Annotated in this window: 19 protein-coding genes; 10 read left to right on the plus strand and 9 right to left on the minus strand. The window is 48.2% G+C overall.

Features of this window, described 5'->3' with window-relative positions; all coding sequences use genetic code 11:
- Nucleotides 1-169: 169 nt before the first annotated feature.
- Nucleotides 170-793 carry a TetR/AcrR family transcriptional regulator gene (locus DC345_RS10425; RefSeq protein ID WP_113053026.1) on the plus strand — a complete coding sequence of 208 codons (624 nt, stop codon included), beginning with the start codon at nt 170-172 and terminating at the stop codon, nt 791-793.
- Here DC345_RS10425 and pdxR read toward each other — a convergent pair.
- On the minus strand, nt 790-2,262 hold the full coding sequence (gene pdxR, locus DC345_RS10430) for a MocR-like pyridoxine biosynthesis transcription factor PdxR (protein ID WP_113053027.1): 1,473 nt from the start codon (nt 2,260-2,262) through the stop codon (nt 790-792). The genes DC345_RS10425 and pdxR overlap by 4 nt on opposite strands.
- A gap of 112 nt (nt 2,263-2,374) precedes the next feature.
- Between pdxR and DC345_RS10435 the strand changes: the two genes are divergently transcribed.
- Nucleotides 2,375-2,956: a GNAT family N-acetyltransferase gene (locus DC345_RS10435; protein WP_113053028.1), complete on the plus strand. Its 582-nt coding sequence runs from the start codon at nt 2,375-2,377 to the stop codon at nt 2,954-2,956.
- A gap of 13 nt (nt 2,957-2,969) precedes the next feature.
- On the opposite strand, the gene DC345_RS10440 is transcribed toward DC345_RS10435, so the two are convergent.
- A complete protein-coding gene (locus DC345_RS10440; RefSeq protein ID WP_181586550.1) occupies nt 2,970-4,181 on the minus strand; it encodes a serpin family protein in 1,212 nt (403 codons plus the stop codon).
- 287 nt (nt 4,182-4,468) lie between these two features.
- Here DC345_RS10440 and DC345_RS10445 point away from each other — a divergent pair, with 287 nt between their 5' ends.
- On the plus strand, nt 4,469-5,059 hold the full coding sequence (locus DC345_RS10445) for a hypothetical protein (protein ID WP_113053030.1): 591 nt from the start codon (nt 4,469-4,471) through the stop codon (nt 5,057-5,059).
- 173 nt (nt 5,060-5,232) lie between these two features.
- Here DC345_RS10445 and DC345_RS10450 read toward each other — a convergent pair whose 3' ends face one another.
- The 4 genes from DC345_RS10450 to uxaC all read right to left on the minus strand — a co-directional run bounded on the left by DC345_RS10450 (nt 5,233) and on the right by uxaC (nt 11,020).
- Entirely contained in the window at nt 5,233-7,113 is a 1,881-nt protein-coding gene (locus DC345_RS10450) for an ABC transporter ATP-binding protein (RefSeq protein ID WP_113053031.1), read from the minus strand.
- Nucleotides 7,110-8,837, minus strand: a complete 1,728-nt coding sequence (locus DC345_RS10455) for an ABC transporter ATP-binding protein (protein WP_113053032.1) — start codon at nt 8,835-8,837, stop codon at nt 7,110-7,112. The genes DC345_RS10450 and DC345_RS10455 overlap by 4 nt, the downstream gene beginning before the upstream one ends.
- Complete coding sequence (locus DC345_RS10460) at nt 8,834-9,376, minus strand: MarR family winged helix-turn-helix transcriptional regulator (RefSeq protein ID WP_113053033.1); 543 nt, start codon at nt 9,374-9,376, stop codon at nt 8,834-8,836. Before DC345_RS10460 ends, DC345_RS10455 begins: the two co-directional genes overlap by 4 nt.
- A gap of 201 nt (nt 9,377-9,577) precedes the next feature.
- Nucleotides 9,578-11,020 (minus strand): glucuronate isomerase, encoded by a 1,443-nt coding sequence (gene uxaC, locus DC345_RS10465; protein WP_113053034.1) that lies wholly within the window; start codon nt 11,018-11,020, stop codon nt 9,578-9,580.
- Nucleotides 11,021-11,224: 204 nt separating this feature from the next.
- Here uxaC and DC345_RS10470 point away from each other — a divergent pair, with 204 nt between their 5' ends.
- Nucleotides 11,225-11,971: an MBL fold metallo-hydrolase gene (locus DC345_RS10470; RefSeq protein ID WP_181586551.1), complete on the plus strand. Its 747-nt coding sequence runs from the start codon at nt 11,225-11,227 to the stop codon at nt 11,969-11,971.
- 87 nt (nt 11,972-12,058) lie between these two features.
- Here the strand turns inward: DC345_RS10470 and DC345_RS10475 are convergent, their stop codons facing one another.
- From DC345_RS10475 to DC345_RS10485, 3 genes are all read right to left on the minus strand, one after another.
- Nucleotides 12,059-12,667, minus strand: coding sequence for a hypothetical protein (locus tag DC345_RS10475; protein WP_113053036.1), 609 nt, complete (start codon nt 12,665-12,667; stop codon nt 12,059-12,061).
- Nucleotides 12,668-12,868: 201 nt separating this feature from the next.
- Nucleotides 12,869-14,347 (minus strand): alpha-amylase, encoded by a 1,479-nt coding sequence (locus DC345_RS10480; protein ID WP_113053037.1) that lies wholly within the window; start codon nt 14,345-14,347, stop codon nt 12,869-12,871.
- A 169-nt stretch (nt 14,348-14,516) separates the two neighbouring features.
- The gene (locus DC345_RS10485; RefSeq protein ID WP_113053038.1) at nt 14,517-16,835 is read right to left on the minus strand and encodes a helicase C-terminal domain-containing protein; all 2,319 of its coding nucleotides are present in this window, start codon (nt 16,833-16,835) and stop codon (nt 14,517-14,519) included.
- 140 nt (nt 16,836-16,975) lie between these two features.
- Between DC345_RS10485 and DC345_RS32340 the strand changes: the two genes are divergently transcribed.
- From DC345_RS32340 to DC345_RS10515, 6 genes are all read left to right on the plus strand, one after another.
- Nucleotides 16,976-17,473, plus strand: a complete 498-nt coding sequence (locus tag DC345_RS32340; protein ID WP_113053039.1) for an antibiotic biosynthesis monooxygenase family protein — start codon at nt 16,976-16,978, stop codon at nt 17,471-17,473.
- A gap of 308 nt (nt 17,474-17,781) precedes the next feature.
- A complete protein-coding gene (locus DC345_RS10495) occupies nt 17,782-19,770 on the plus strand; it encodes an LTA synthase family protein (RefSeq protein ID WP_258530610.1) in 1,989 nt (662 codons plus the stop codon).
- A 294-nt stretch (nt 19,771-20,064) separates the two neighbouring features.
- Nucleotides 20,065-21,771, plus strand: coding sequence for an amylo-alpha-1,6-glucosidase (locus DC345_RS10500; protein ID WP_113053040.1), 1,707 nt, complete (start codon nt 20,065-20,067; stop codon nt 21,769-21,771).
- A 193-nt stretch (nt 21,772-21,964) separates the two neighbouring features.
- On the plus strand, nt 21,965-23,710 hold the full coding sequence (locus DC345_RS10505) for a sensor histidine kinase (protein WP_113053041.1): 1,746 nt from the start codon (nt 21,965-21,967) through the stop codon (nt 23,708-23,710).
- The gene (locus tag DC345_RS10510; RefSeq protein WP_113053042.1) at nt 23,688-24,872 is read left to right on the plus strand and encodes a response regulator transcription factor; all 1,185 of its coding nucleotides are present in this window, start codon (nt 23,688-23,690) and stop codon (nt 24,870-24,872) included. Before DC345_RS10505 ends, DC345_RS10510 begins: the two co-directional genes overlap by 23 nt.
- 129 nt (nt 24,873-25,001) lie before the next feature.
- The gene (locus tag DC345_RS10515; protein ID WP_113053043.1) at nt 25,002-26,264 is read left to right on the plus strand and encodes an ABC transporter substrate-binding protein; all 1,263 of its coding nucleotides are present in this window, start codon (nt 25,002-25,004) and stop codon (nt 26,262-26,264) included.
- Nucleotides 26,265-26,288 lie beyond the last annotated feature (24 nt).

The raw sequence follows: 26,288 nt of genomic DNA on the forward strand, positions 1-26,288 counted from the left end.
CTCCCTATTTTGGTTCTATGAAGCCGTTTTTATGTGATAAATATAGAAATGAACCACGGGTCATAGTATAATTGACTTAATTATATATACCGGAAGGTTAATATTGCAAATACTAATTTTGTGAACACTTTTGTACAGCCAACATGAATAAGTAAAGAGGTATGCAATCATGAACAAAAAAACGAACCCTCCCCGCTCGCCGGGCAGGCCCAAAGCCGGTGCCGATCAGGCATCAGCCCAGTCGAAAATACTGATGACCGCCTCGCGGCTTTTTATGGAACACGGGTATGAGCCCGTTTCTCTCCAGCAAATTGCCTCGCTATGCGGTGTGACCAAAGCATCGATCTATTATCATTTTTCCAGTAAACCGCAGCTATTCACCGTCGCCATCACCAGTATGATGGCCATGGGCATGCAGCAAACAGCTCTTCGTATGGATGCACCCGGTACATTACAAGAGCGGCTGGAGAAAGTTGCGGAAGGACGGATGCAACACTCCCACGTCGATACCGAGACCATGATGCGTGAAGCCAATACCTATCTGGATACAGATCAGCTGGCCCAGATCCGTGAAGCCGAAGTCCGCATCTATGAAGTCCTCGCTATCCACTTCAAGCGGGAGATGGACAACGGTTATTTGCGATCTGCTGATCCGATGCTGCTTGCCCACGCGTTCACTTCCTTGCTGATGCTGGCAAACCGTGAAGGCGTACGCGACATGCATGCAACGATTACCGATTTGGCACGTGAGCTGGTCGCTTTATTTTTGGACGGATCCGCTCACAAGACTTAAAGCTCTCTCCAGACCTTTGCCAATGCGGCGATACCCGGTCCAATGCGTTCCGTCTCAATACCAGCAAACCCTATAATGAATTCCCTTTTGCCATCTGCTGGTTCACTCCCATCCGTCCACAGGTATTCTGTTGAACTAATCTGTATACCAGCGCTTAACGCCGCAGCCACAAGCTCCGCGGCTGTTTGTGTTGAATCAACTCTGAGCACTAGATGAAATCCGGCATTCTGACCCATTATCTCAACCTTTTCTCCGAAATAATGTCGAATTTCCTGAATGATCAAGTCATGTTTGCGTTTATAAACGTTACGCATTTTACGAATATGTTTACCCAATTCTCCCTCATGCATAAACACTTCCAACGTACGCTGATGAAGACGTGAAGCTGACTGTTCAAACAAAATCGTCTTGTACATCTCCCGAAAAGATACCATCAACTCCTTGGGAAGTACCATATAATGAACACACAGAGCAGGCGCGAGAACTTGGGAGAATCCGCCCATATAAATCACCCTGCTGCCCTCTAGCAAACCCTGCATGGAAGGAATAGGTCGTCCATGATATCGAAATTCGCCGTCATAATCATCCTCAATGATGTACGCCCCCGTTTGCTCCGCCCAGTCCAGTAAAGCCACTCTTCTGGCAATGGGCATGGTCATGCCCAGAGGAAATTGGTGCGAAGGTGAGACACTTATTATTTTCACTCCCAAACGATCCAGTTCTAATATATCTAATCCTGCATCATCTAGGGAGATTGGAACCACTTGATAACCATAATTTCGGAATGTGCCCGGCAGTAGCCGATAGCCCGGATTTTCTACGCCAATAGATTGTAGTCCATTCGCGTGAGTTAACGTCTGCACAAGCAAACACATTAACAAGTGCTGCTCTGCACCCAATACAACCTGCTCTGGAGAACAGTTTACGCCCCTGAATTGTCCAAGGTAATTAGCAATTTCACATCGCAGGCCCCACTCACCCTGTGGATCTCCGTAGAACAATAATTCCTCTGCCTCTTCGCGCCAGATACGGTTCGCATACTGGTGCCACTTGCCAAACGGGAACAGGCTGAAGTCATTGCGTGACATATGAAAATCAAATTCGATCACTTTTGTTGGACGAATCGCATTTCGCTCTATTTTTCGTTCATGATGGTGGTGTTCATGAATTTGCATATCCTTTTGCTCAGTTCTCACCGGAATTTGAATTTCACTATAACGATCCGTGATGGGACGTACCCGATATCCTCTTCGCGGCTGACTGTATACATAACCTTCAGCAATTAATTGTTGGTATGCCCATTCTACCGGAGTTGTACTTATGCCCAGCATCTCGGCCAACTTGCGTACAGAAGGCAATTTGCTATGTTCCACCAGTTTCCTCTGAATGATTTCCCTTTTGATGTGATCCGAGAGCTGTACGTAGATTGGGATGCTTTCGTTTATCTCCAATTTCGGTAATTGATTCATGACTTCCACCTCATCTGTCCTGTTCAATTTGTCCAAACTGTATATTTGGAAGTATACAGTATTCAGCTATACTCATGGCATGACGATTTGAACTCACAGGAGGGAATAACCCATGTCTCAACCAACACCATCCCCACGCATCCCACGTCTGTTGGAAACGAAGCGCATCTATCTGCGTCCATTTGAATCGACTGACGTTGATACCTATTTTCCCGGGTTGTTTGACGCCGAGATGCGCAGACTCACCGGGACACAAAACAGCTTCACCCGCCCCCAAGTGGAGCGCTACATCGAAAACGCGTCCCAGGATGACTCACGCTTGATGCTGCTGATTGCCTTGCAGGAAAATGATCGGGTCATTGGAGAGATTGCCCTGATGGACATGCATACCAAAAATCGCAGTGGGCACATCCGGATCGCCATTGATCATATAGAGCATCAAGGAAAAGGCTATGGCAGCGAGGCATTGCTGCTTATGCTGGACTATGGTTTCGGCATCTGCAATCTGCACCGAATCGAGCTTGAAGTGTATGCCTTCAATCAGCGTGCGATTCGTACGTATGAGAAGCTCGGATTTCAGCGCGAAGGTGTGCGGCGAGATGCCTTGTATTACAATCATCAATATCACGATGCCATTCAGATGAGCATGCTCGAAAATGAATTTCGAGAGCGGCATGTCAGCAGACTTGGATAACGAAGTCTACGTGCTACCGGGAGGGGATATCTTCCGGTTGGTTTACGTTTCCGGCAAATAACCATGCTTCAGTGGATTTATCAACTACAGCGACCATAAATGGACGATTCACATCCATCCTCACCGGATCAGTTGGTGGAGCACTTCCAGCCTGCATCTCTACCAGCGTTGAAGCTGCAGCTACAGTCCCTTGCTCGCTCACCTCCATCACCGCACGATGCAGTACCTGACCAATGTATGCTTGCAAGTTCGGCCCTGGAGAAATCATTTCCGTGAAATTAGCGGCATAAGGGTCAAAGGCCATTTCCATCCCCATCAGTTGGAACGTCTCTTTCAGGTTCATGCCATACTCCGCACGAAAACGTGGCAAGGACAGCTCAACTAACCTGTATTCGGAGCCGCGATCAAGCCGTTTTGGGTCATCCAGCAACTGCTGCTGAATCTCATCCAGCGTACGTCCCTCTCGCGGCAAAACGACCAGCAGATGCATCTGGCCATCTCCGTAAGGCAGTCTAACCGCCTGCCAATCCTCATTCTCCGAGTATTGGAACTGCTTTGTCTGATGCATCATCCGCACAGATAGTGCCTTTCCATTTGCCAACTTGAATCCTTCGTCCGTCGTGTACTCCGGGTCAAACTCATCCATCCAGTTACCATCAAATGCAATGGCATTCACCAGAATCATCAGGGCTTCCTTTTCAGGCGGCTCCTGCATCAAGTTTGGAATCATACCTTCGGTGTGCTGCTTCACCCATTGATTGATCTCTTCCTTTGCTTGTGCTGGTTGTCCATTGAGTGTCCTAATCTCGGCTTCATACGTTTGCTTTACCGTTGTTTGGTACGTTTCCTGTACCGGGATTCCGTCCTTCACCCACATGGAGTTCGCAATACCGATCTGTATGCCTTTTCCCGAATGGGTCAACAACTGCTGCAAAGCCGCTTGAGAAGCATTCACTTGCTCCATTTCTAGCCCCGACCAGCCCATGACCTCTGCCATCTCTCGCCTAGTCTCACCTACGCTGCCGTTATATGCCATGCCAATCGCTGCCGTAATGCTGTAAGGAGAAATCAACAGATTATTCCCATCGGCATTCTCTTTGGTACCCATCTGTTGAAGGATGTGCAGCCCCACGGTGTTCATGGATTGGATTGTTTCGGGTTCAATCTCTTTCAGAGCCGTTTTTCGTTCTGACTCGGATAGCTCCTGAATCAAATTGGATTTCATCTGGTTCGGGTCCCCCTTTGCTGAACAGCTCGTAATGATCAGCCCACTTATACAGCATAATAACAGTAACGCTCCTAACCTTGCATGCATCTTAATCCCCCCTCATCCGTAATACTCAGATACCGTCATAGCAATTCACTGATTTCCTTTTTTCACTAGACGTTCGGTTGAGAAAAAAGGTTACTTTACACTCATATGCCAAGGTCACCAATTTCTACTGTAGAAAACACCATTCAAAACGAGTCAAAACGGTTATATCTATACCATAACGAATGGAGGGATTGCCTATGATTCCGGCAACGTTGGAACAATTGGAGCAAGTTCGCAAGGAATGCCGCACCATGGTCAAAAAAAGAGCCACCGCTTCCGCCGGTACAACACTCGTTCCTCTTCCAGGTACAGACGTCCTGGCCGATGTGGGAATGCTCATGCAGCTACTGCCTGCCATTAACAATAAATTCGGATTATCGCAAAAGCAGCTCGACGGTATGGACCCTGAGACCAAATCCATGATCTACGGATTCGTCATGTCCATCGGAAGTAAAGTCATTGGACGTATGGTAACCAAAGAACTGGTGGTACAGGTGCTGAAAAGAGTCGGGGTACGCGTAGCTACCAAATCAGTCGCCAAATTTGTCCCTTTTGCAGGTCAGGGATTGGCAGCCGCGCTCAGCTTCACGGCCATGCGGTATGTCGGCAATAAACATGTCGAGGACTGTTATGAGGTCGTAAAACGCATGATTGAGCAGCGTGAATTAGTACCGGGCGAGCCGGCACCTTCTGCGCTTGAGGAGACAAATGAAGATCCGAAGCTGGAAGTAAAGACGTCATCCGACAACTACGCAGATGTACCTGCGAAGAAGTCTGAAGATCAGTAATTAAATAAGGCAGATGATTCGTTATAGCAAAGTTAGGGCACCATCGCTGGCATCTTACAATGCATAGCATGATAAACTCCCTCTTGCCCTGAATCGCACACATTCACAAATAAAAAGCCGGGATCACCCAAAGGGTGCCCGGCTTTTTATTACTATTTCACCATAAACTGCGATCAGATCGCCTGTGGCTGTTGCTCCGTAAACTGACTGTTGTACAGATCCGCATAAAAACCCTGTTTCTCCATCAGTTCCTCATGATTACCCTGCTCAATCACGTTACCATGATCCATAACAAGAATCAGGTCGGCCCCGCGTATGGTGGATAATCTGTGGGCAATGACAAAGCTGGTGCGATCTTTCATCAGATCATTCATCGCTTTCTGGATGAACACTTCGGTCCGAGTATCCACGCTACTCGTTGCCTCATCCAGAATCAGAATAGCCGGATTCGCCAGAATGGCTCTCGCAATCGTCAGCAATTGCTTCTGACCCTGTGAAATGTTCGAGGCTTCTTCATTCAGCACCGTGTCATATCCATCAGGCAAGGTACGAATGAAGTGATCGGCATGGGCCGCATCGGCTGCCTTGATGACTTCCTCTTCCGTTGCCCCTTCTCGGCCATAGGCGATGTTGTCACGGATCGTCCCGTTGAACAGCCATGTGTCCTGAAGTACCATCCCAAACAGGCTGCGCAGCTTGCCGCGTTCCATGTCCACGATATTAACGCTGTCAATCGTAATTTGGCCGTCCTGAATTTCATAGAAACGCATCAGGAGGTTGATTAGCGTTGTTTTACCCGCTCCAGTCGGCCCAACAATGGCCACCGTCTGCCCCGGTTTTACATCAATATTCATATTATGAATGAGTAACTCATCCGCTTTATATCCAAAATTCACACCATGGAATGCAACGGCACCCTGTGGATACTGCAATTGTACTGGTTTCGAAGACTCTGGAACCTCTTCCTCTTCATCCAGCAATTCAAATACCCGCTCCGCCGAAGCGATAGTGGACTGAATGATATTCGAGATGTTGGCAATCTGGTTAATCGGCTGAGTGAACTGACGGGAGTACTGTGTGAATGCAAGGATATCCCCGATGGAGATGGCACCACGTGTAACAAAGATCCCGCCGACCACGCAGATCAGCACATAACCAAGGTTACCTACAAACGTCATCAGTGGCATGATAATACCTGAGATAAACTGGGCTTTCCAACCGGATTCATACAGCTCTTCGTTCACTTTTTCGAACTGTTCTACCGAATGTTCTTCCCGTCCAAAGGCTTTAACCACCTTGTGTCCGGTGTACATTTCTTCGACATGGCCGTTCAATTCACCAAGTGATTTCTGCTGGCCTGCAAAGTGTTTTTGCGAACGGGATGCCACCAGCATAACTACTACCACGCTTAATGGCAGTGTCAAAATGGTAATGAGGGTCATCCATGGACTAATGGTCAACATCATGATGATAACCCCGACAATGGTAACGACAGACGTAATGAACTGCGCCAAACTTTGCTGGAGCGTATTACTGATGTTGTCCACATCGTTTGTCGCCCGGCTTAATGTTTCACCGTGGGTACGGGAGTCAAAATATTTCAGCGGCAGCCGTCCAACCTTGGCACTGATCTGCTCACGCATATCATATACAACTCGTTGAGCAACACCAGCCATCAAGTATTGCTGAATGTACATGAACGCTGCACTAAACAGATACAGTCCTCCAAGCAGATACAATACTTTCATCAAGGCAGGAAAATCAATCCCGGCCCCCTGTACACCCTGAAGGATGGCAATGGCGCCTTTACTGAGAATATCCGTACCTTCCGCCATAACCTTAGGACTGATAATGCTGAACACAGTACTTAGAATCGCAGCGACCAGCACACCCAGCAATCTATAGCTGTGGGGCTGAAGATAACGCATCAAACGCCGCAGTGTACCTTTGAAATCCTTCGCTTTCTCCACGGGAGCCCGCATGCCCATTCCGCCTCCGGGATGTCCCGGCCCGCCAGGGGGACGAGATGACTTGCGTTCTGTACGTTCACTCATGCGATCTCCTCCTCTGTCAGCTGGGAGGATACAATCTCGCGATACACTTCATTGTGCTCCAGCAGCTCTTTATGTGTTCCCGAACCAACAATCCGTCCCTCATCCATAACCAGAATGCGATCCGCATCCATAACCGTACTTACACGCTGAGCTACGATTAACACAGCTGCTTCAGTCGTTTCGGACTTCAGGGCAGCACGAAGCTTGGCATCGGTTTTGAAATCGAGAGCCGAGAAGCTGTCGTCAAAAATATATACTTCCGGACGGCGAACCAGTGCGCGTGCAATGGACAAACGCTGCTTCTGTCCACCGGAAACGTTGTTACCTCCCTGCGCAATGACGCTGTCGTAACCGTCTTTCATCTCCGTGATGAAGTTCTCTGCCTGAGCCGTTTGAGCGGCTCGAACAATCTCCTCCATCGTGGCGTCATCCTTCCCGTGGCGGATATTCTCCGCAATCGTTCCGGTGAAAAGGACCGCTTTTTGCGGTACAAATCCGATTTTGGCCCGCAGATCTTCCTGCCGCAGCTCACGGACATCTGTTCCATTTACGCGTACACTGCCCTCCGTCACATCATAGAAGCGTGGAATGAGACTGAGCAATGTGGATTTCCCAGAGCCCGTACCCCCAATAATGGCTGTGGTTTCACCCGGACGTGCCGTAAATGAAATGCCTGACAATGCAGCATTCTCTGCACCTGGATAACGGAATGTCACGTTATCGAATTCAATCGTACCTTGCAGCGATTTCATATGACTAGGCTGCTCTGGATTGCTAAGATCCGGATGCATATCCAATACTTCGTTGATCCGTTCTGCCGAAGCCGAAGCTCTTGGAATCATGACAAAGATAATGGAGACCATAATGAGGGAGAACATGATCTGCATCGCATACTGAATAAAGGCAATCAGTGAACCAATATTCATATTTCCACTATCGATACGCTGTCCACCGAAATAAAGGATGGCTATCATTGAAAAGTTCATAACCAGCATCATCACAGGCATTAATGTTGCCATGAGCACATTCACTTTAATGGAAACGTCTCTTAGATCCGTATTGGCTCCATTAAAACGAACACGCTCATGTTCCCCACGATTAAAGGAACGAACCACGCGAATCCCTGTTAGTTGCTCACGCAGAACCAGATTGAGTCGGTCGAGCTTTTTCTGAATTTGTTTGAACAAAGGCAGACCTTTCGCACCAATCAGGGCGATAGCCCCAGCCAGCACAGGCAGGACAACTAAGAAAATGGTCGATAATTTGGCATCCTGGGATACCGCCATGAAGATACCACCGATACACATCATCGGGGCCATAACCATCATGCGCAGCATCATCGTTAATACGTTCTGAACCTGCGTAATATCATTTGTGGTACGGGTAATCAGCGAGGCTGTACCCAATTTATCAAATTCCTGCAGCGAAAAGTTCTCCACATGGCGGAACACTCTGCTGCGTAGCTGTTTGGCAAATCCACCCGCTGTACGGGAGGAGAGATAACTGGCTGTTACAGAACAGGCCGTGCCTGCCACAGCAATTAACAGCATCCAGCCACCAATTTGCCAGATGTATGGAACATCTCCTTTTACTATGCCGCCATTAACGATGTCCGCCATCAGGGTTGGCAAATACAGTTCAGCTAACGACTGTAACAGCACCAGACCCAATATGAAGAAAATGGGGACTCGGTAAGGCTTAAGCATGCGAAACAATTTCATCATGGCTTATCATCTCCTTGTGTGGACGCATCCATCTGTTGGGAAACCTTTGTATCGAAAAAGGTGTACACCTTGGTCAACAACTCCGCTAATTGAAGACTGTCTTCCTCACCCAGATGCTCAACGAGCTTATTGAATATCTCCATGCGCTCCTGATGTGCAGCACGAATAATATCACGGCCTGCTTCGGTAATGGTGATGCGGACTGCGCGACGATCCTCCGGGTCCATGGTTCGTTCAACCAGACCTTCGTCTTCAAGCCCCCGAATGACAGGAGTAATCGTTGGCGATTTTACACGCAACAAAGCACTAATTTCCGATACTTTCAGTCCTGGGTGTTTTGAATGCAGCGTGTCATTGAAATTAGGAGGATTATCCTGCCAATTCAATCGTTCTCCCGGATGCATGCCGTGGAGCAAACACCCCAAAACCATAATTTCATTGTGATTACGCCCATGCGGTTTATGTTGCCTCCATTTGCCTTTATTAAACTGCATAATGGAGTACAAAAGCTTCTGGGCAACCGGATCTATGCCAGTCATTATTGTCCCCCCCTTATTCACATTATCATTCCATAGAAATCCAACACCGTAGGACATCTATTAAATAGCATTCCAATTAAATAGCGAATCAATTAATTAGGTGTACTAAGTATATTCCTGCAAAAGTTGAATGTCAAACGGCAAATGCACAACAAAAAACCGTGACTTTAAAGTCACGGTTTTGAACGAAATATAGAAGAATCAGGACTGCGAAGCAGAAACCGTTTTGAGCGCGGAAGCAAAAGGGAAATAATCCTTCGCATTGTTGTAGGCAATGCCCTGTACGATCTGTCCAAGTAGTTCCATATCATGCGGTACCTCACCTTGTTCGGCCCATTCACCGATAAGGTTGCAGACCAGGCGGCGGAAATACTCATGTCGTGTGTAGGAGAGGAAACTGCGGGAATCGGTTAACATGCCGACGAAACGGCTGATTAGACCTACATTGGCCAGCGCCTTCATTTGAGCAAGCATACCATCCTTCGTATCATTGAACCACCAGGCTGCACCAAGCTGAATTTTGCCTGGGATGCCGCCGCCCTGGAAGCTGCCGATAATCGCTGCGAGCACTTCATTGTCCCGGGGATTCAAGGAATACAGAATCGTTTTCGGCAGTGCCTGCTGCTGCTCCAGCGCATCGAGCAAACCGATAATGGCTGAAGAAAGCGGTGTATCATTAACCGCATCATATCCGGTATCCGGACCAAGCTGGGCGAACATCCGGCTGTTATTGTTTCGGGCCGCGTTAATATGGAATTGCATAACCCAGCCACGATCTGCGTACAGCTTTCCAAGGAAAGTTAGCGTTACCGTCTTGTACTTGTCCTCTTCCTCACGGCTAACCTTCTGCCCAGCGAGAGCCTTCGCGAATATAGCCCCTGCTTCCTCCCGTGTAGCCACACCGAAAGGTACATAATCCAGTGCATGGTCAGACACCCGGCCTCCTACGGAGTGGAAGAACTCTACCCGTGATTCCAGAGCAGAGAGGAATGAGTCATAATCGGAAATTGCCGTTCCGGCTGCCTGCGACAGCTTGCCTACCCATTCCGAGAAGGTATCACGGTTCAATTCCAATCCTTTATCCGGCCGGAAAGAAGGCAATACTGCGGTATCGAATCCTTCAATCTCCTGAATCTTCAGGTGATATTCCAGGGAATCACATGGATCATCCGTCGTGCATACCACGGTCACATTGGATTTGGTAATGAGATCACGTGCACCGAATCCGTCACTGTTCAGTTTTGCATTTACTTTTTCCCAGATGGCCGGGGCGCTCGTCTCATTCAACACTTCGTAGACACCGAAATAACGCTGTAATTCCAAATGAGACCACGCGTACAGCGGGTTACCAATCATCATCGGTACGGTTTTGGCATACGCCAGAAAACGGTCGTAATCGGTTACGCCCTCTCCACCCGTAATGTACTGCTCCTCAATTCCGTTTGCGCGCATCAGCCGCCATTTGTAGTGATCACCGTATAGCCAGGCCTCTGTAATATTGCCAAAGGTTTTATTCTCGTAGATCTCCTGTGGACTCAGGTGGCAGTGATAGTCAATAATCGGCATGTCCTTCGCATAGTCCTCATATAACTTGATCGCCGTTTCATTGTGCAGCAAAAATTGTTCATCCAGAAAAGACTTCATTCGCCTCGCACGCTCCCTTTAGGTGAGTTTACGTTCATATGGGTTCACTTCCCAATCTTTACGCTACACTGTTTGCCTACAAAGTTCAATATAAAATGATAGCGTTATCACAAAAGGTTGATTTAGGCATATTTTCTGGAACGAGGTATACTGGATTTAATCTAATTGATGCTGATCTGAAGATGATAGAAGGAGATGAAATGGATGAAAATAACATTTCTCGGTACAGGGGACATGTTCAGTGTGGAGCAACACCACAACAGTATGCTGGCCGAATTCGGCGATACACATCTGGTGATTGATTTTCCAGAATCCAATGCAAGAGCATTAAAGGAAAACGACTATCCAATGACGGATATCCACAATGTGTATATCACCCATCTGCATGAAGATCATATTAACGGAGTCCAGATGCTCGGATATTATTCGCAGATTGTGGGCAACCGCAAGCCACGCCTGTTTATCCACGAAGAACTGGTTGATCCGTTATGGAATATTTTATCCCCAGGCATGCGTTATACAACCGATGGGGAGCGTACGATGAGCGACTATTATGATATCGTAGCTTTACCGGATGGAGGCACATTTGAGCTGGGTGGCGTGACGTTTGAGACTTTTCGAACACAGCACGTGCCCGGTATGGTCAGCAATGGCCTTCTTGCAAAGCCCTACTTCTACTATAGCGCAGACAGCACGCTGGATCAGGAACGCGTAGAGCAGGCCGCCGCAGACGTACAGCTGATTTTCCACGAATGTCATATGCACGATCTGGTGATCAAATCGCACACCTCACTGAAGGATCTGCAACAACTGCCTGCCGAAGTGAGACAGAAAACTGTGCTAATGCACTATCATGATGAATATGCGGATGCGGACAAACGGGCACAGTTCAACCAAGAACATGATCTAAGAATGGTGGGTACACTGGAGTCGTTTGAACTGGAAGTGTAGTACGCATATCAAACCATATTTAGCGCCAAAATGAAGAGGCAGCATCCATTCAGGTTCCTTTGAAGGAGCTTTACGGGTGCTGCCTTTCTATTGATCTGTATTCCATGATTTCATATATTCAACGGTTTCAGGAGATGGTTCGGCTTTAACATGAATATAATCTTCCGTTCGCTGATCATATGGTCCGTAGGAAATTTTGACATACATATCCTGATAAGTATTAATGATATTACTATGAATCTCCGCTTTTGGCTTCAAAATATAATCTCTGAGTAAACTTAACCCCAGCGGTTCTTTTCCAGGACCCATGGTCGTCTCGTGCGTATTTCCCACATTGGAGTTAAAAAGCTCTATAGCGTTAATGCTGTTCATCAAGGATGGATCAAGTGTAAAAGACTGTATCACATTGACCATCGGCACCCGGGCCTCTTTAACTGAAATCTCATATATAATTCGGTCTAGATCAGATTGAGGACTAACTCTAACAGTAGCAGTCAAGCTATAATCATCTCGCTCCTGAAAGGAATCCGGATTTTTCTGCAAACGCTCGGTCAGATCCCTTTTCTCAGTATTCAGCGTAAAATCATCCGTTCGCTTCGGTTCCCCCCTGGGGCCTTTGTTTGTTCCCAAACTGCAAGCCCCCAGACAGACCGCCATTACAAGCAGCCACAAACCCAATTGTACCAATCTCCTCATCCGATTTCCCCCTCGGTATGATCTATCAAAAATAATCAAGAATCAATTTTAATAGGAATCATTATGTTGGTTTATTATTCCATATAAGGATAACACGAACAAACTCACTCCACCTAATATAAAAAAACCACCTGCTGGCAGAAAGATCGCCAGTTCAGATGGTTTAACAAGATATATGAAATTACCCTGACCCTCAACGTATTATTGAGCAGCAGAATCCTCACCCTGATCCGGAAGAGCCCATACGGAGACGCCTCCGCCACATACATGGAAGGTGGCCCAGCCGTCTTTCTCAATGGTAATGCTGTCCTCGCAGCTGTGCGTCAGATCGGTCCAGACTTCGCCAGCGCGGTGTTCGCCGACCAACATCCGTTTCTCACCATCATCACCATTTGAGATAACCACTGCACAACCGGAGCCTTCGATTTCGTCCACCCCACGGCGTACCCACCCAATCGTATTCGCGTGATCGAAGTAATCCTCCTGCTCTCCATAAGCTTTGTTGTAACGGGCTGACATCAGAATATCCAGAATATCCTTCTTGCCCTCGACAGGTTCGGGACCACCAATACCGTAATAATCACCGTAAAAGACAACCGGGTAACCGTCACGACGCAGCAGCGTCAGCGCATATGCGCTTGGCTTGAACCAATCGCCCACCCAGGATTCCAGCGCTTCGTGCGGCTGGGAATCATGGTTATCGACAAACGTAACGGCATGCGTTGGATGTGTCTGCACCAGGGTATCATCAAAAATTTTGGTAAGATCGAAATCCCGGCCAGCCAGGGAAGCTTCATGAAGTTTGTAATGCAGGGACACATCAAACAGATCAATCTTGTAATCAACCGTATCCAAAAATTCACGACAGGCATCGAGGTTGGAGTTCCAGAATTCACCCACAATGTAGAAATCCTGACCCCGTTTGCGTATCATCTCGGCGGCGAATTCCTTGATGAATTCGTGATTGATATGCTTGATCGCATCCAGTCGAAAACCGCTGCATTGCAGCGTATCGATGAGCCATTTTCCCCATTGGAGCATTTCCTGCCGAACATCCGGGTGATTGTAATCAATATTGGCGAACATCAGGTAATCATAGTTACCGAACTCATCGTCGACATTCTGATTCCAGTTCTTGTTCTCCCCTGCAATGCGGAACACACCACTCCGTTCTTCCTTGGCATCAAAGTCGGTGCCGTTGAAATGTTCGGCGTTCCATTGGAAAGAGGAGTATTGATCCCCGCGACCCGGAAATGAAAATTTGGTCCAGCCCTCAATCTCGAACGGTTTGGAGATTTCCTTCAACCGATCATTGGGATCGACCTCAATCACCTTGAAGACTTCCTTCTCATCCGCACCCGCCTTATGGTTCATCACCAGATCGACATAGACGGCAACGCCATTCTTCTGGCACTCGGCAATTGCATCGACCAGTTCCTGTTTGGTGCCATATTTGGTGCGCACGCTGCCCTTCTGGTCAAATTCACCCAGATCATACAGGTCATATACACCGTAACCGGTATCCTCGGCAGATACGGCTTTGGTCACCGGAGGCACCCACACCGAATCAATGCCTTTGGCTTTTAGCTCTGGCGCCATTTCGGCCAATCGCTTCCAGTGGTTTCCGTCTGCGGCCAGGTGCCATTCAAAAAACTGCATCATCGTATGATTTCTCTTCATTCCCAACCGACCTCCTTGATTGCTTTCGAAGCGGACCACGGCACGGATCTGTATCGTCCTTGTTCGTTCGTATGCTATCCAAGTAATACCCTTTTCGGCCTACCCTTCAATCATGCACAGCAAAGAAAGCTGAAAAGTCTACGATCGATCTTTTAGCTATAAATCGTTATTAGGGTGAAATCCGTGTGTAGTCCTGCCACTCCTCGGGCAGCAATGAACGATAAGGTTCCTCGGTGAAACGATCATCGACCAGCACCAGTACGCCCTTATCCTCTTCCGTACGTATCAGCCTTCCACCTGCCTGCAATACCTTGTTCATACCTGGGAAAACATAGGCATAATTGAATCCATTTCGCCCTGTACGACTATAATAATCACGGAGTACGTTGTTCTCCAGACCAATTTGGGGTAATCCAGCACCGACCACCACAACTCCATTCAGACGATCACCCGGCAGATCCACACCTTCGGAAAATACACCGCCCATCACGGCAAATACCAACCGTGTTCGTTCAGGATTTGGCTGGAACGCGTTCAGGAACGCCTCCCGTTCCTCTTCACTCATGCCCTGCTCCTGCATCATGACTTCTGCCTCGCCCGGCTGTTCCATATACGTCGCATGTACTTCGCGCATATAAGGATAGGATGGGAAAAAGACGAGCAGGTTGCTATGGGGCCACTCGGCAACCAACTGGCGCAGCATACTGGCAATAGGCTGTCTGGAACGTTCACGATCCCGATAGCGAATCGATAATGGCAGCAATCTCACATCCAGCTGCTCCCGCTGGAAAGGCGAAGCAATACGCAAGGTATAATCCTCTTCCTCCGCACCTAGCATATCCCGGTAATAACCAAGAGGTGACAATGTCGCAGAGAAATGAATGGTAGAACGGAACCCTTTGGCAGTCTGGCGCAGCAGCACAGACGGATCCAGGCAGAACAGCTTCACTCGTACTTCACTTCGCACACATTCCATATAGGTAATGAAGCGATCATCATACAGCTTGGCAATACGCAGGAAATTCTGTGCGGTGAAATAGGCTGTCAGCAGCAATTCATCCGTCTCGGCATTTCCCGAACCCCCTTCAACAAGGCATTGCTCCGCAACCATGACAAAAGGCTCCAGCAGTTCAATCAGCTCCTCCGGCGCCTCCTGTTGCAGCAATTTGCCCTCATCCCCGCCGTTTTTGCGAAGCGTAATCAGGTATTTGTCGATGGCACCCGTACGATCCGCGATGGCTTTGGCAGCGGTCACACTGCTGCCCAGCGTCTGGAACTCCCTTTTGACATCCAGAAAGACGGCCTTCTCCAGCTCTGCCGAAAACATCATTCGACCCCGATCAACCAGATTATGTGCCTCATCGACCAATAATACCGTCTTGCGCTTCTGCTCCTCCAGCATGCGTTTGAGCGAGATGCGTGGATCGAAAATATAGTTATAATCGCAAATCACCGCATCAGCGGCATACGCAGCATCCAGTGAAAATTCAAACGGACATACCCGATGCTTGCGCGCGTACTGTTCAATAACCGGGCGTGTCATTAACGTCTCATGTTCCAGCATATCCAGCACCGCTCCATTAATACGGTCATAATATCCTTCGCACATGCCGCACTGTCCCGTATCACAGGCTTCCTCTTCCTTGAAACAGATCTTGTCCTTTGCGGTGAGACTGATCACATGCATCTTCAATCCTTCGGCCTGCATCCGGGCAAAAGCTTCTTCTGCCGCCACTCGCGTCGTCGTTCTAGCGGTCAGATAAAACAAACGTTTGGCTTCTCCTTCACCAATCGCCTTGACCGTGGGAAACAGTACAGACATCGTTTTGCCAATACCCGTTGGCGCTTTCGCCATCAGTCCCTGTCCCTCACGAATCGTCTTGTATACAGCTCCTGCCAGCTTGCGCTGTCCCTCCCTGTATTTGCGAAAAGGAAAAGGCAGCTCGCGCACGCTTATATCTCGCTTCTCTTCATATTCCACGATCATCTCTGCATATGGCGCGTAGCCAGCGACCAGCTCAGCTGCAAACTGTTCCAGCTCCTGCCGTTCCAGCATCCGCCGAAACCGTCTTTCTTCATTGTTCACGGTGTGCACGTACGTAAGCTGTACCTGCATACATGGTTCATCATGCTGAACGGCGTACATATAGGCATACATCATGGCCTGCGCCCAGTGTACGGGGGCCCCATCGCCCAGCTCGTCCAGATTTCCCGCAGTCGATTTGATCTCATCCACCGTCAGCTGACCATCCAGACGAATCAGTCCGTCACATCGTCCCTCCACCACGTAGGTCAAGTCTCCGTGCTGCAGTTCCACTTCGAGAACCACTTCTTTCAAATCCTCTTCTGTGTAATCCTTCTGCACCCGCTGGTGTATCCGGGTTCCCTCCTGCATCGATGCATTGGTGCGGAACCCTGGACGTATGCTGCCACTGCGGTACACATATTCCACCAAAGGCCTGACTGATATTCGAATTGCGGTTGTCATGCGATCACCCGTTCTGATTGTAGTGTCTATACTTTATCACGAAAAGCAGTGCTCAAACCAGCCAATCCGCGGATTGGACTCGCCCCTTCCCATATGCTATGTTGAGGGGGAGAATGTACGTAAATAAGGAGGCATCTTCTATGTATATCTATTTGGTCCCTTCACCGATTCCGTATGCACTTGCTGCATATCCTCATCTGACATTGCGCAGCGAGGAACAGCTTCGTTTGGCCATTGAATCGACAGAACGTCTGATGAACATCGAGTCCGATGACAATGTAGCGGCGTATGAAGCCTTCGATGCCGCAGGCTCCTGGACAGGCGGTGGTTATGCCGTTCTCAACAACATCCCTGTTACCGAAGATGGACGGAACGACTTCGAGGAACGTTTCAAGAATCGTGCACGCAAAGTGGAAGACGAACCCGGCTTTGTCGGCATTCGTGTGCTTCGTCCGTTAAAGGACGATACGTATGTAGTCCTTACACTTTGGCAGACCGAGGATCATTTCAAAAACTGGCAGCAGTCTCAAGCCTATAACCATGCTCACCGCAACCGCAGCACGAGTGAAGGGCTGACCGCAAAGAAGCCCACCATGTTTCCAAGACCTTCATTCGTCACGACATTCACCATAGAGTAAACGAACGGGAGCAGAACTGGTTTTACGCTCCATAATCTGTATGCAAGTCTACAGATATACTGTGATTACACTTTGGGTTAGCATCGTCTATATTATTTGTACTTTAAATTGACAACCCCTTCCGCCTCTTCTTCAATGGAAGGGGCTTTTTGTATATGCGAGGTCATAAATGACCCAAACTCCTCTCTCCTTTTTCCAATAATTGCATGAGGCGAGCAACCAAGAGGTTTGGTGCTTTTGACACGACATGCCATGAGATAGCATAATACTTGTTAAATGAAACTTCGGAAAGGAAGGAAGGCGGTAACTTGTCACGCAATTCACTCACCCGGTTTCTAAGCGGACCGTTTATAGTATTCACCGTTATTATGATGATCAAAAGCTCTCTGGCCTGGATTGTGATCTTCGATGACATCCCCGTCTGGAAACCGCTGCTGACAGAGTTGCCGCTGATCTGGATCTGCTTCTGTCTGATTGAGTGGTTCGCAGCCAAACGCCGGATGTGGCTCTATCTCGGACTAAATCTGGTTCTATCGGGCATCTTCTTCGCAGCGATCATGTATTACAAATATTATGGTGTCATTGTCAATTATCACGCGCTCGCACAGGTTAATCAGGTCACCTCGGTCAAGAGCAGCATGTTCTCTTTGCTTGATCCGTATTATTTATTTATTTTTGCGGATATTCTGGTCATCGCGGGCATTCTGATTCGTCGGCGGATCAAGCTCGGCGGGACTGAACGTCCAGGTAGCGTACCGCTTGAACGAAGGGCCAGAAGGCGGATTGCCTCGGTCATCCTGGTTCTGTCGATGATGCTGGTCATGCTCAACATATACCCCAATCGGGCGAGTATGAGCGAAATTACTCAGGCGGAGCAGATGGGGATTCTCGGTTACGAAGCGTACACCATCCTGGCTGATCGGCCTGACAAACCCGTGCCCCTCGATCAAATCGATCAGAATCATATCGACGAGATTAAACAAACGACAATACTACCCACTGTTGTGAAGGAGGGTGCAGCCAAAGGACGCAACGTCATAGTCCTCCAGCTCGAATCATTTCAGAACTTCCTGATCGGATTGCAGTTGGACGGACAGGAAGTTACACCCAATCTGAATCAGTTGGCTGGACAAAGCCTGTATTTCCCGAACTTTTATCAGCAAGTCGGACAGGGCAATACGTCGGATGCCGAGTTTGTCGTGAATACATCGTTTTACACACCGCCCAACGGGGCTGCAACTACCGTTTATGTCAATAAGGAGTTGCCAAGTCTGCCCAGACTGATGTCCGCGAACGGGTACCAGACAGCCACATTCCATACGAATGATGTGCACTTCTGGAATCGCGATCAGTTATACAGGGCGCTTGGATTCGATCAGTATTATGACATAAATTATTTCGGAACAGAGGATTCCATCGCCTTCTCGGCATCGGATGAAGTGCTGTACAGTAAGACGCTGGATAAACTCGAGGCCATGCAGGCATCAGGGTCACCTTTCTATGCACAAATCATCTCCATGTCTGCGCACCATCCTTACCATTTGCCAGAAGATAAAAAAAGTCTGACGTTGCCGGAACGGTACGTTAATACGTTGCCAGGGGATTACCTCGTGTCCCAGCATTATGCCGATCAGGCGGTGGGACAATTTATTGAGGGACTTAAGGAACGAGGACTATGGGAAAATAGCCTGCTGGTCGTTTACGGTGACCATCTGGGTCTGCCTATCTATTCGCTGGATCGGACTGACGAGAAACTGATGCAGGAAATCTACGGTCGGGAGTACACGTCTGCGGACATGATCAATATTCCACTCATCGTCACGGCTCCTGGCATCACGCCGGCAGCTCAGCTGGAACAGATCGGAGGACAGGTGGATATTCTGCCAACGATCGCCGGGTTGACCGGAACCTCTCTCCAGAACCAACTGCATTTTGGGCAGGATTTGCTGCGTGAGGGAAATAATCTGCTGCCAGAGCGCTATTACCTGCCTTCCGGTTCCGTATTGAATGATGCTTCACTGTTCGTTCCTGAGACGGGATACGGTGACGGTACGCATTATTCTCTTGCTGATGCCGGGAGACAGGATGTCGTTTCGGCTGAGCCTGATCAGGAGAAGAGCACGATTCCGGACAGTCTGGAGGATGAACCAGCCGTGCCCGCATCTGCCATACCAACCGAAGAGGAATCGACCTCTTCCGCATATATTACGAAGGAACAGTACGAACGGGCTTTGGATCTTCTACACTTATCCAACAGTTATCTGACTCAGTTACCGAATCGGAATGCAGTGAAATGATCCACTATGCAAAATGAACTTTTTTTCTTTTAACAATTTTAATCCATGATGATAAAAGACAAGAGCCCATGAAAGGTCGTCCGAGAACGATCTGATGCATGGGCTTTTCCATTCCTTCCAACCTCTATATCTAACACTTTCCCCCCCAATCTTCTAACAAAAAGACACCTATAGCCTCGCGAATCATCCAATGCCAACAAATTCCCCTCTCTAGCGAAAACACCTGGACGTTCCTGTTCCTTGTGCAGCGGTTTACAATGAAAGCGTATTATTGCTTGTTGAAGGAGGAGCATTATGAAATTCGATCTGAACTTTGTACCCTTTAGCCGCAGGGAATCGTTTCTTGCCGTCTCTCTCCTGCCTGAAGGCCAGAATAGACAGCAGGGCCTCTACCTACGAACGGTGCGGGGTGGAGATGATAAATTTGGCGAGGCATTCCGTATCGAACTGTTGGATCAGCAGAATCAGACGATGCCATTCACGGCAGAAGCTTCTCCAGAAATCGTCCGGCTGAATTCACCAGTGTCGGCAGTCTTTGCTGAAATCTGTATTTCGGATAGCCGCACGGTGCGGTTCCGTTCAAAAGGATGCGGGATCCGCTTAACCTTTATCCCCTCAACTTATGATTATGCATATGAAGTAAATAAGAACAGCTGGGAAGTGAACAGCTTTACCCATGAATGCCGCTTCATGCTGACTGGAATTGCAGGCGACATGAAACTCGAAGTGCCGTGGGATAAAATCAAGAGCTCACGCGTAATCGCAGAGTTCAGTATGGATACGGACACGAATACAGCTGAGTTTGCCGTTGAGGAATTCCGCACAGTATGGGAGCCTCGTCCACAATGGGAGTCCTTTGATGATGACGTAGAAACAGTTCGGACTGAATTCAACCAGTGGCTGGACAGCAGTCTTGCGATCCCTGATCGCTGGCAGGATGCGCGGGAGCTCGCGGCTTACATTACTTGGTCCTGCCTCGTTCCAGCGGAGGGTTGTCTGACGCGCCCAGCTATGTATATGTCGAAGAACTGGATGACGAATATATGGAGCTGGGACCACTGTTTCAATGCGATGGCGCTTGTTCGCCATGATCCAAAGCTTGCATGGGACCAGTTCATGATCTTTTTTGATCGGCAAGATGAGAGTGGATTAATTCCTGACTTTGTGAACGATAAATATGAGCTTTGGAACTGTAACAAACCTCCGATTCATGGATGGACACTGGCTTGGATGATGCAACGTACGGATTATATCCGCGAGGCACAGCTCCGTGAAGTATATGGTCCATTGTGCAAGTGGACGAAATGGTGGTTCCGGTATCGTGATGATGATGGTGATGGAATTCCCCAATATAACCACGGTAATGATTCCGGCTGGGATAACAGCACCGCGTTTAATCATGGAATTCCCGTAGAAAGCCCGGATTTAGCTGCCTTTCTCATTATCCAGACAGAGCTTCTGGCTGAAATTGCCGGGTTGCTTGGGCTTACCGAGGAGTCTTCGGAATGGAGAAAACTGGCGGATGATACGCTGGAGAAGATGATCAGCCACTTCTGGAAAGAGGATAAATTTATCTCCTTACGTTCAGGTACACATGAGCCTTCAGTTGGAGACAGTCTGCTGTTATTTGTTCCGATTCTACTGGGTAAACGCCTGCCTGAACCGATCAGAAATCTTCTTCTGGAAGGGTTACGGGAGGAGAATCGCTTCCTGACGGACAATGGTTGGGCGACCGAGAGCATAAGCAGCCCTTACTATATACCAGACGGGTACTGGCGTGGACCGATCTGGGCACCATCGACCATGCTGCTCGTGGAGGGTGTGGCTGCAGCTGGTGACCTTGAGCTCGCTCGGGAAGTATCCCGCCGCTTCTGCAGTATGCTTAGCCGGAGTGGTATGGCGGAGAACTTCGACGCGCTGACTGGTGAAGGCCTACGTGACAGGGCATTCACATGGACATCGAGTGTGTTCTTGGTTCTGGGGCATGAATACACAATCTAACACAAATACCGCACGTCTCCGTCCGCTGTTTTAAACAGCTTTCCGGGAACGTGCTTTTCCCGTTCCCTCGAAAAATTTTATTTGCAATCCGTAATTTGAAAGCGTTACCATGAAATGATTGGATTCTTCTATAGGCTACCTGTCTGTGCTAGAATGCAGGTAGATGTAGTTATAGCGAGAGGGGAAACCGTTTATGAACATCCAATGGATCAGGCAGCTTAATAAACGCATTTTCTCTGGTTCCTACCGCAGTATACGGACCAAGCTGCTCTTCTGTTTTCTCATCGTGACTCTGATTCCGCTGCTCTCGCTTGGTGCGTTGTCCTATTACCAATCCGCCAAAATCATTAATTCCCAGTTTGGCAAATATGGTGAAAATGCTGTAGCGCAGTTGGAGCAACAAACGAGCTCATCTTTAGGCCGAATGAAACAAATGAGTGAAACGATCTACTCGTATTTGCTTGATCCCGCCCATACCGATCTAAGGAACCAGGCGCCTGTAAGCTATAGCGAAATCATTGAGAAGAATGACTTTGAAGCACTACTAAAATCGCTGTGGACGGACCAAACCGCAGGAATCTATATCATTACGCCCTCTGGCTATTATTATGGAGAGAACAATTTGGATGTAGCCAAGCTGAGAAATATGCCAGAATGGAAGACAAAACCGGCTTCTTATAAAGGACTATACTGGCTTGGCTTTTATATGCAAAATCACGCAATGAGCAGCTCAGGCGATTCGAATCTTCCTGTTCTTGGACTCGCTGTTCCGATTCATAATTCCAATGGAACGCAAAACGGCAGCACCATACTCATCGAGGAGAATGCGCAGGAACTGATCCATATGTTCAAGCTGTTTGAGACAGATACGAAGTCGCATCTGACCATTAAAGCTACGGACGGAAGAATTATATATGAAAGCGCATCCAATTTTACGAAAAAGGATAGTGATATTACATGGATTCGGACGCTTGCCGTGAACCAGTGGACCATAGAAGCGAGATTACCTGCCAAAGCCTTCTACCTCTCCTCGGGCATTATTCGGTCGAATACCATTGTCGTGGCCATTATTTCATGTCTGCTTGCCTTTGGACTCGCCTATCTGTTCTCATCGAGGTTTACAGCACGTATTCGTACGCTAAAGGATTCGATGCAGAAGGTCAGCTTCGGTAAGCTGGATACACGGATGCCGATCGAAGGCAGAGATGAGCTAGGTAGCCTTGATATGAGTTTTAACCGGATGGTAAGTGGTGTCCAATCGCTCGTCCAGGAAGTGGAACAAAGCGAACGACTCAAGAAGGAAGCGGAACTGAAGGCTTTCCATTATCAGATTAACCCCCACCTGCTGTTCAATACGTTGAACTCCATTCAGTGGAAGGCCCGTCTGGAAGGGGCTGATGATATCCGTCAGATGTTATATCACTTAACGATGGTGCTGGAAGGGAATTTGGATATATCGCAGGAACTGATCACGGTGGGCAGAGAACTACGCATGATTGAGCATTTCCTGAAAATTCAGGAGATCAGGTACGGAAATGTGTTCAGCTATGAGCTGAATTGTGAGGACTCACTAAAACAGTATCTGATCCCACGCATGACTCTGCAACCACTGTTTGAAAATATATTTTTCCACGGTTTCACGGATGGAATAGGTGTAATTAAGCTGGATGTCACCGTAGAAAAGAATGAGCTTCTGCTGACTCTCCGGGATAATGGAGCAGGTATGACGGAAGAAAAACGGGAGCGTTTGCTTGTTCCAGATCCGAATCGTCGTGGTCGCGGAGGATTAGGGGTACAGAACGCAGACCAGAAATTCAAACTACATTTCGGCCCGCAGTACGGACTTACGGTACATTCGACTAAGGGTGAAGGTACAACGATTGTCATTCATTGGCCCAAAGAGGAGGAGCGTCCGGATGGATACAGCAAAGAGAATTAAGGTGCTGATTGCAGATGATGAGAGCATTGTACGGAAAGGCCTACGTTCGACCGTAGCTTGGGAGAAATTTGGAATGGAAGTTATAGCTGACGCGCCCAATGGACAAAAAGCCTGGGAAGCCTTTCTGGAGCATCGGCCTGAAATTGTAATAACAGATATTGTAATGCCAGAGATGGATGGCATCGATCTGTCTCGCAAGATAAAGGAGATGGCGCCGAAGACCAAAATAATTCTGCTCAGTTGTCATCGCGACTTTGAATACGCGCAGCAAGGAATTCAACTTGGGGCATCCGGATATCTTTTGAAAACCGCTTTTGAGGACGAAGAACTTGAAGACATGTTAAAGAAGTTCCAGCAGGAACTGTCTATCTCCGCTCCCCCCGCTCCAAAAGATGAAGAACGTATGGAAACATTACTCTTTGCATGGCTGAACGGGCATAGCTGTAAATTTCCAGAGGAACTGGAGAAGCTGCATGGTGGTCAATCGCATGTTAATGGTCCGCCACTGTTAATATATCTAATTCGAACGGCAGAATGCAGAGCATCTTGGATCGAACTACTACAAGGAGCTGAGAAGAATGACCCCAGCATGCGCGAGGGTACGATCATTCCTTATGGAGAAGAATACTACTATTGGATCGTTCCTGATTCGCTGCGAGGGTCTGCAGACAGCCTTCTGGTAGAGTGTAAGAGTAAATGCAGTCAGTTGAAGTGGACACGTAAAGAATCCTTGCTCAACAGCGATGATCTGAAGCTGGCGTTCCAAAACCTTCATAAAGAAGCTGAGCTAGAGAAGCTGTATGGGATATCCATAAATCATTGGCCAGATCCGATCTGGAAAGCCGTGAATCTACTGTATGCTAATCCCGCAGCTGATTGGTCAGCCAGCGAACTGGCGGAAGAGGTTGGGCTCAGCCGCAGTCATTTCTCCATTCTGTTTAAGAAGGCTGTTGGTGATAGTTTCATTGCCTTCCAATATAAACGGAAACTGCGCCTTGCTTATGGTTTACTGCGGGACACACAACTTACCATGCAGGAAATTGCGGAACGGACAGGACTTGGTGATAGCAAATATTTTAGCAAATGGTTCAAACGCTGTACGGGTCAGACACCGAGTCATTACCGTGCCCAACAAAAAGACGACAGCTCTCGAACAGATTGACACCTGCTTCAACAATTCGAACAAAATCACAACAACATTCGAATAGATGCACGTTTTGAACCGCTTTCATTCGCGTTACGATGAAAGCGGTTCAATTATTATAAACCTCACTGACAGGGAGCTGACAATATGAAAAAAAGAATTTCACACATTGTCCTTGCAACGACGCTGATGGTATCTATACTGTCTGCATGCAGCGGTAACGCTGGAACAGCCAATCCGGAGAACGGCGGTTCGGATCAGACGAAGACGCTTCGTTTTGCAACCTGGGATACGGGAGACGCGCTCAAAATTGAGCAGGATATCGCCAAAAAGTTTGAAGCAGAACATCCTGGTACAAAGGTGCAGGTTGAGGCCTACGCGGACGGATTTGACCAGAAGCTTGCCGCAGGCTTCGGAGCGGGTAACCCGCCAGACGTCATGTACATGTGGGACTTCCCTACCTACCATCAATCTCTTGAACCACTGGATAGCTTCGCAGAGAAGGATACAGACCTGAAGATAGATGATTTTTACAAAGGATTATTCAACTATGGAAAAATTGACGATAAGTTATACGGCATTCCGGCAGGCTTCACGACTCGTGTCGTCTATTATAACAAAAAACTCTTTGATGCTGCCGGTGTCCCTTATCCCAAAGACGGATGGGAATGGAGCGACTTTCAGGATATCGCTAAAAAGCTGACGGATCCATCCAAGAAGCAGTACGGCTTCGGTGCACGCGCCGAGAATGATACGTATGACTTGCAGGGCTTTGTCTGGAGCAATGGCGGCTCCTTTATCTCCCCGGATGGTAAGACCATCGAAGGCTACATGAACAGCAAGGAAACTGCTGAAGCTATCCAAATGATTGGTGATATGGTGAAGAACGGTACCGCAGTGCTCACTGGTGGGAAAGGCCAGCAAAGCGGTGATGATATTTTCAAAGGCGGTAAAATCGCCATGTGGGAAAGCGGAATCTGGCCGCTCGAATCGTTCAAACAAGCGGGAGTTGATGTAGGCACGGTCGAAATTCCGGCTTTTCCAGGCAAACCGGTTAAAGGTGTACTGGCCGAATCCGCACTGTCTATTGCCAAAGACTCCAAGAACAAGGATCTTGCATGGGAATTCGTTAAATTTTACGTCTCTAATGAATCCATCAAAATGCGCGTTGCTGACCTGCCGGTACGACAAAGTGTTGTAAACGAGCTCAAGAAGGATCAAGACCCACTTTACAAGCCTTATTACACCATGCTTGAGCGTTCCGATAATACACCTGCATTTCTGCTCAATCCGAAGTGGAATGAAGTGAACCGGCAGTTGTCGGCTGCAGTTGAAGCAGTCATGCATGGCAGCAATGCCCAAGAAGCACTGAATCAGGCGGTTAAGGACAGCGAGCGATATTTGAAATAACACTTGTAGAAAGAAGGTTAGGAG

This window comes from Paenibacillus taichungensis (genome assembly GCF_003287275.1).
Taxonomy (GTDB): domain Bacteria; phylum Bacillota; class Bacilli; order Paenibacillales; family Paenibacillaceae; genus Paenibacillus; species Paenibacillus taichungensis_A.

Excerpts from the sequence above, each read along its gene's own strand:
- DC345_RS10445 (WP_113053030.1), top strand. The coding sequence starts at position 4,469 with ATGATTCCGGCAACGTTGGAACAATTGGAGCAAGTTCGCAAGGAATGC.
- DC345_RS10435 (WP_113053028.1), top strand. The coding sequence starts at position 2,375 with ATGTCTCAACCAACACCATCCCCACGCATCCCACGTCTGTTGGAAACG.
- DC345_RS10455 (WP_113053032.1), bottom strand. The coding sequence starts at position 8,837 with ATGATGAAATTGTTTCGCATGCTTAAGCCTTACCGAGTCCCCATTTTC.
- DC345_RS10500 (WP_113053040.1), top strand. The coding sequence starts at position 20,065 with ATGAAATTCGATCTGAACTTTGTACCCTTTAGCCGCAGGGAATCGTTT.
- DC345_RS10475 (WP_113053036.1), bottom strand. The coding sequence starts at position 12,667 with ATGAGGAGATTGGTACAATTGGGTTTGTGGCTGCTTGTAATGGCGGTC.
- uxaC (WP_113053034.1), bottom strand. The coding sequence starts at position 11,020 with ATGAAGTCTTTTCTGGATGAACAATTTTTGCTGCACAATGAAACGGCG.
- DC345_RS10510 (WP_113053042.1), top strand. The coding sequence starts at position 23,688 with ATGGATACAGCAAAGAGAATTAAGGTGCTGATTGCAGATGATGAGAGC.
- DC345_RS10450 (WP_113053031.1), bottom strand. The coding sequence starts at position 7,113 with ATGAGTGAACGTACAGAACGCAAGTCATCTCGTCCCCCTGGCGGGCCG.
- DC345_RS10470 (WP_181586551.1), top strand. The coding sequence starts at position 11,225 with ATGAAAATAACATTTCTCGGTACAGGGGACATGTTCAGTGTGGAGCAA.
- DC345_RS10440 (WP_181586550.1), bottom strand. The coding sequence starts at position 4,181 with ATGAAATCCAATTTGATTCAGGAGCTATCCGAGTCAGAACGAAAAACG.
- pdxR (WP_113053027.1), bottom strand. The coding sequence starts at position 2,262 with ATGAATCAATTACCGAAATTGGAGATAAACGAAAGCATCCCAATCTAC.
- DC345_RS32340 (WP_113053039.1), top strand. The coding sequence starts at position 16,976 with ATGTATATCTATTTGGTCCCTTCACCGATTCCGTATGCACTTGCTGCA.
- DC345_RS10515 (WP_113053043.1), top strand. The coding sequence starts at position 25,002 with ATGAAAAAAAGAATTTCACACATTGTCCTTGCAACGACGCTGATGGTA.
- DC345_RS10480 (WP_113053037.1), bottom strand. The coding sequence starts at position 14,347 with ATGAAGAGAAATCATACGATGATGCAGTTTTTTGAATGGCACCTGGCC.
- DC345_RS10485 (WP_113053038.1), bottom strand. The coding sequence starts at position 16,835 with ATGACAACCGCAATTCGAATATCAGTCAGGCCTTTGGTGGAATATGTG.
- DC345_RS10460 (WP_113053033.1), bottom strand. The coding sequence starts at position 9,376 with ATGACTGGCATAGATCCGGTTGCCCAGAAGCTTTTGTACTCCATTATG.
- DC345_RS10505 (WP_113053041.1), top strand. The coding sequence starts at position 21,965 with ATGAACATCCAATGGATCAGGCAGCTTAATAAACGCATTTTCTCTGGT.
- DC345_RS10425 (WP_113053026.1), top strand. The coding sequence starts at position 170 with ATGAACAAAAAAACGAACCCTCCCCGCTCGCCGGGCAGGCCCAAAGCC.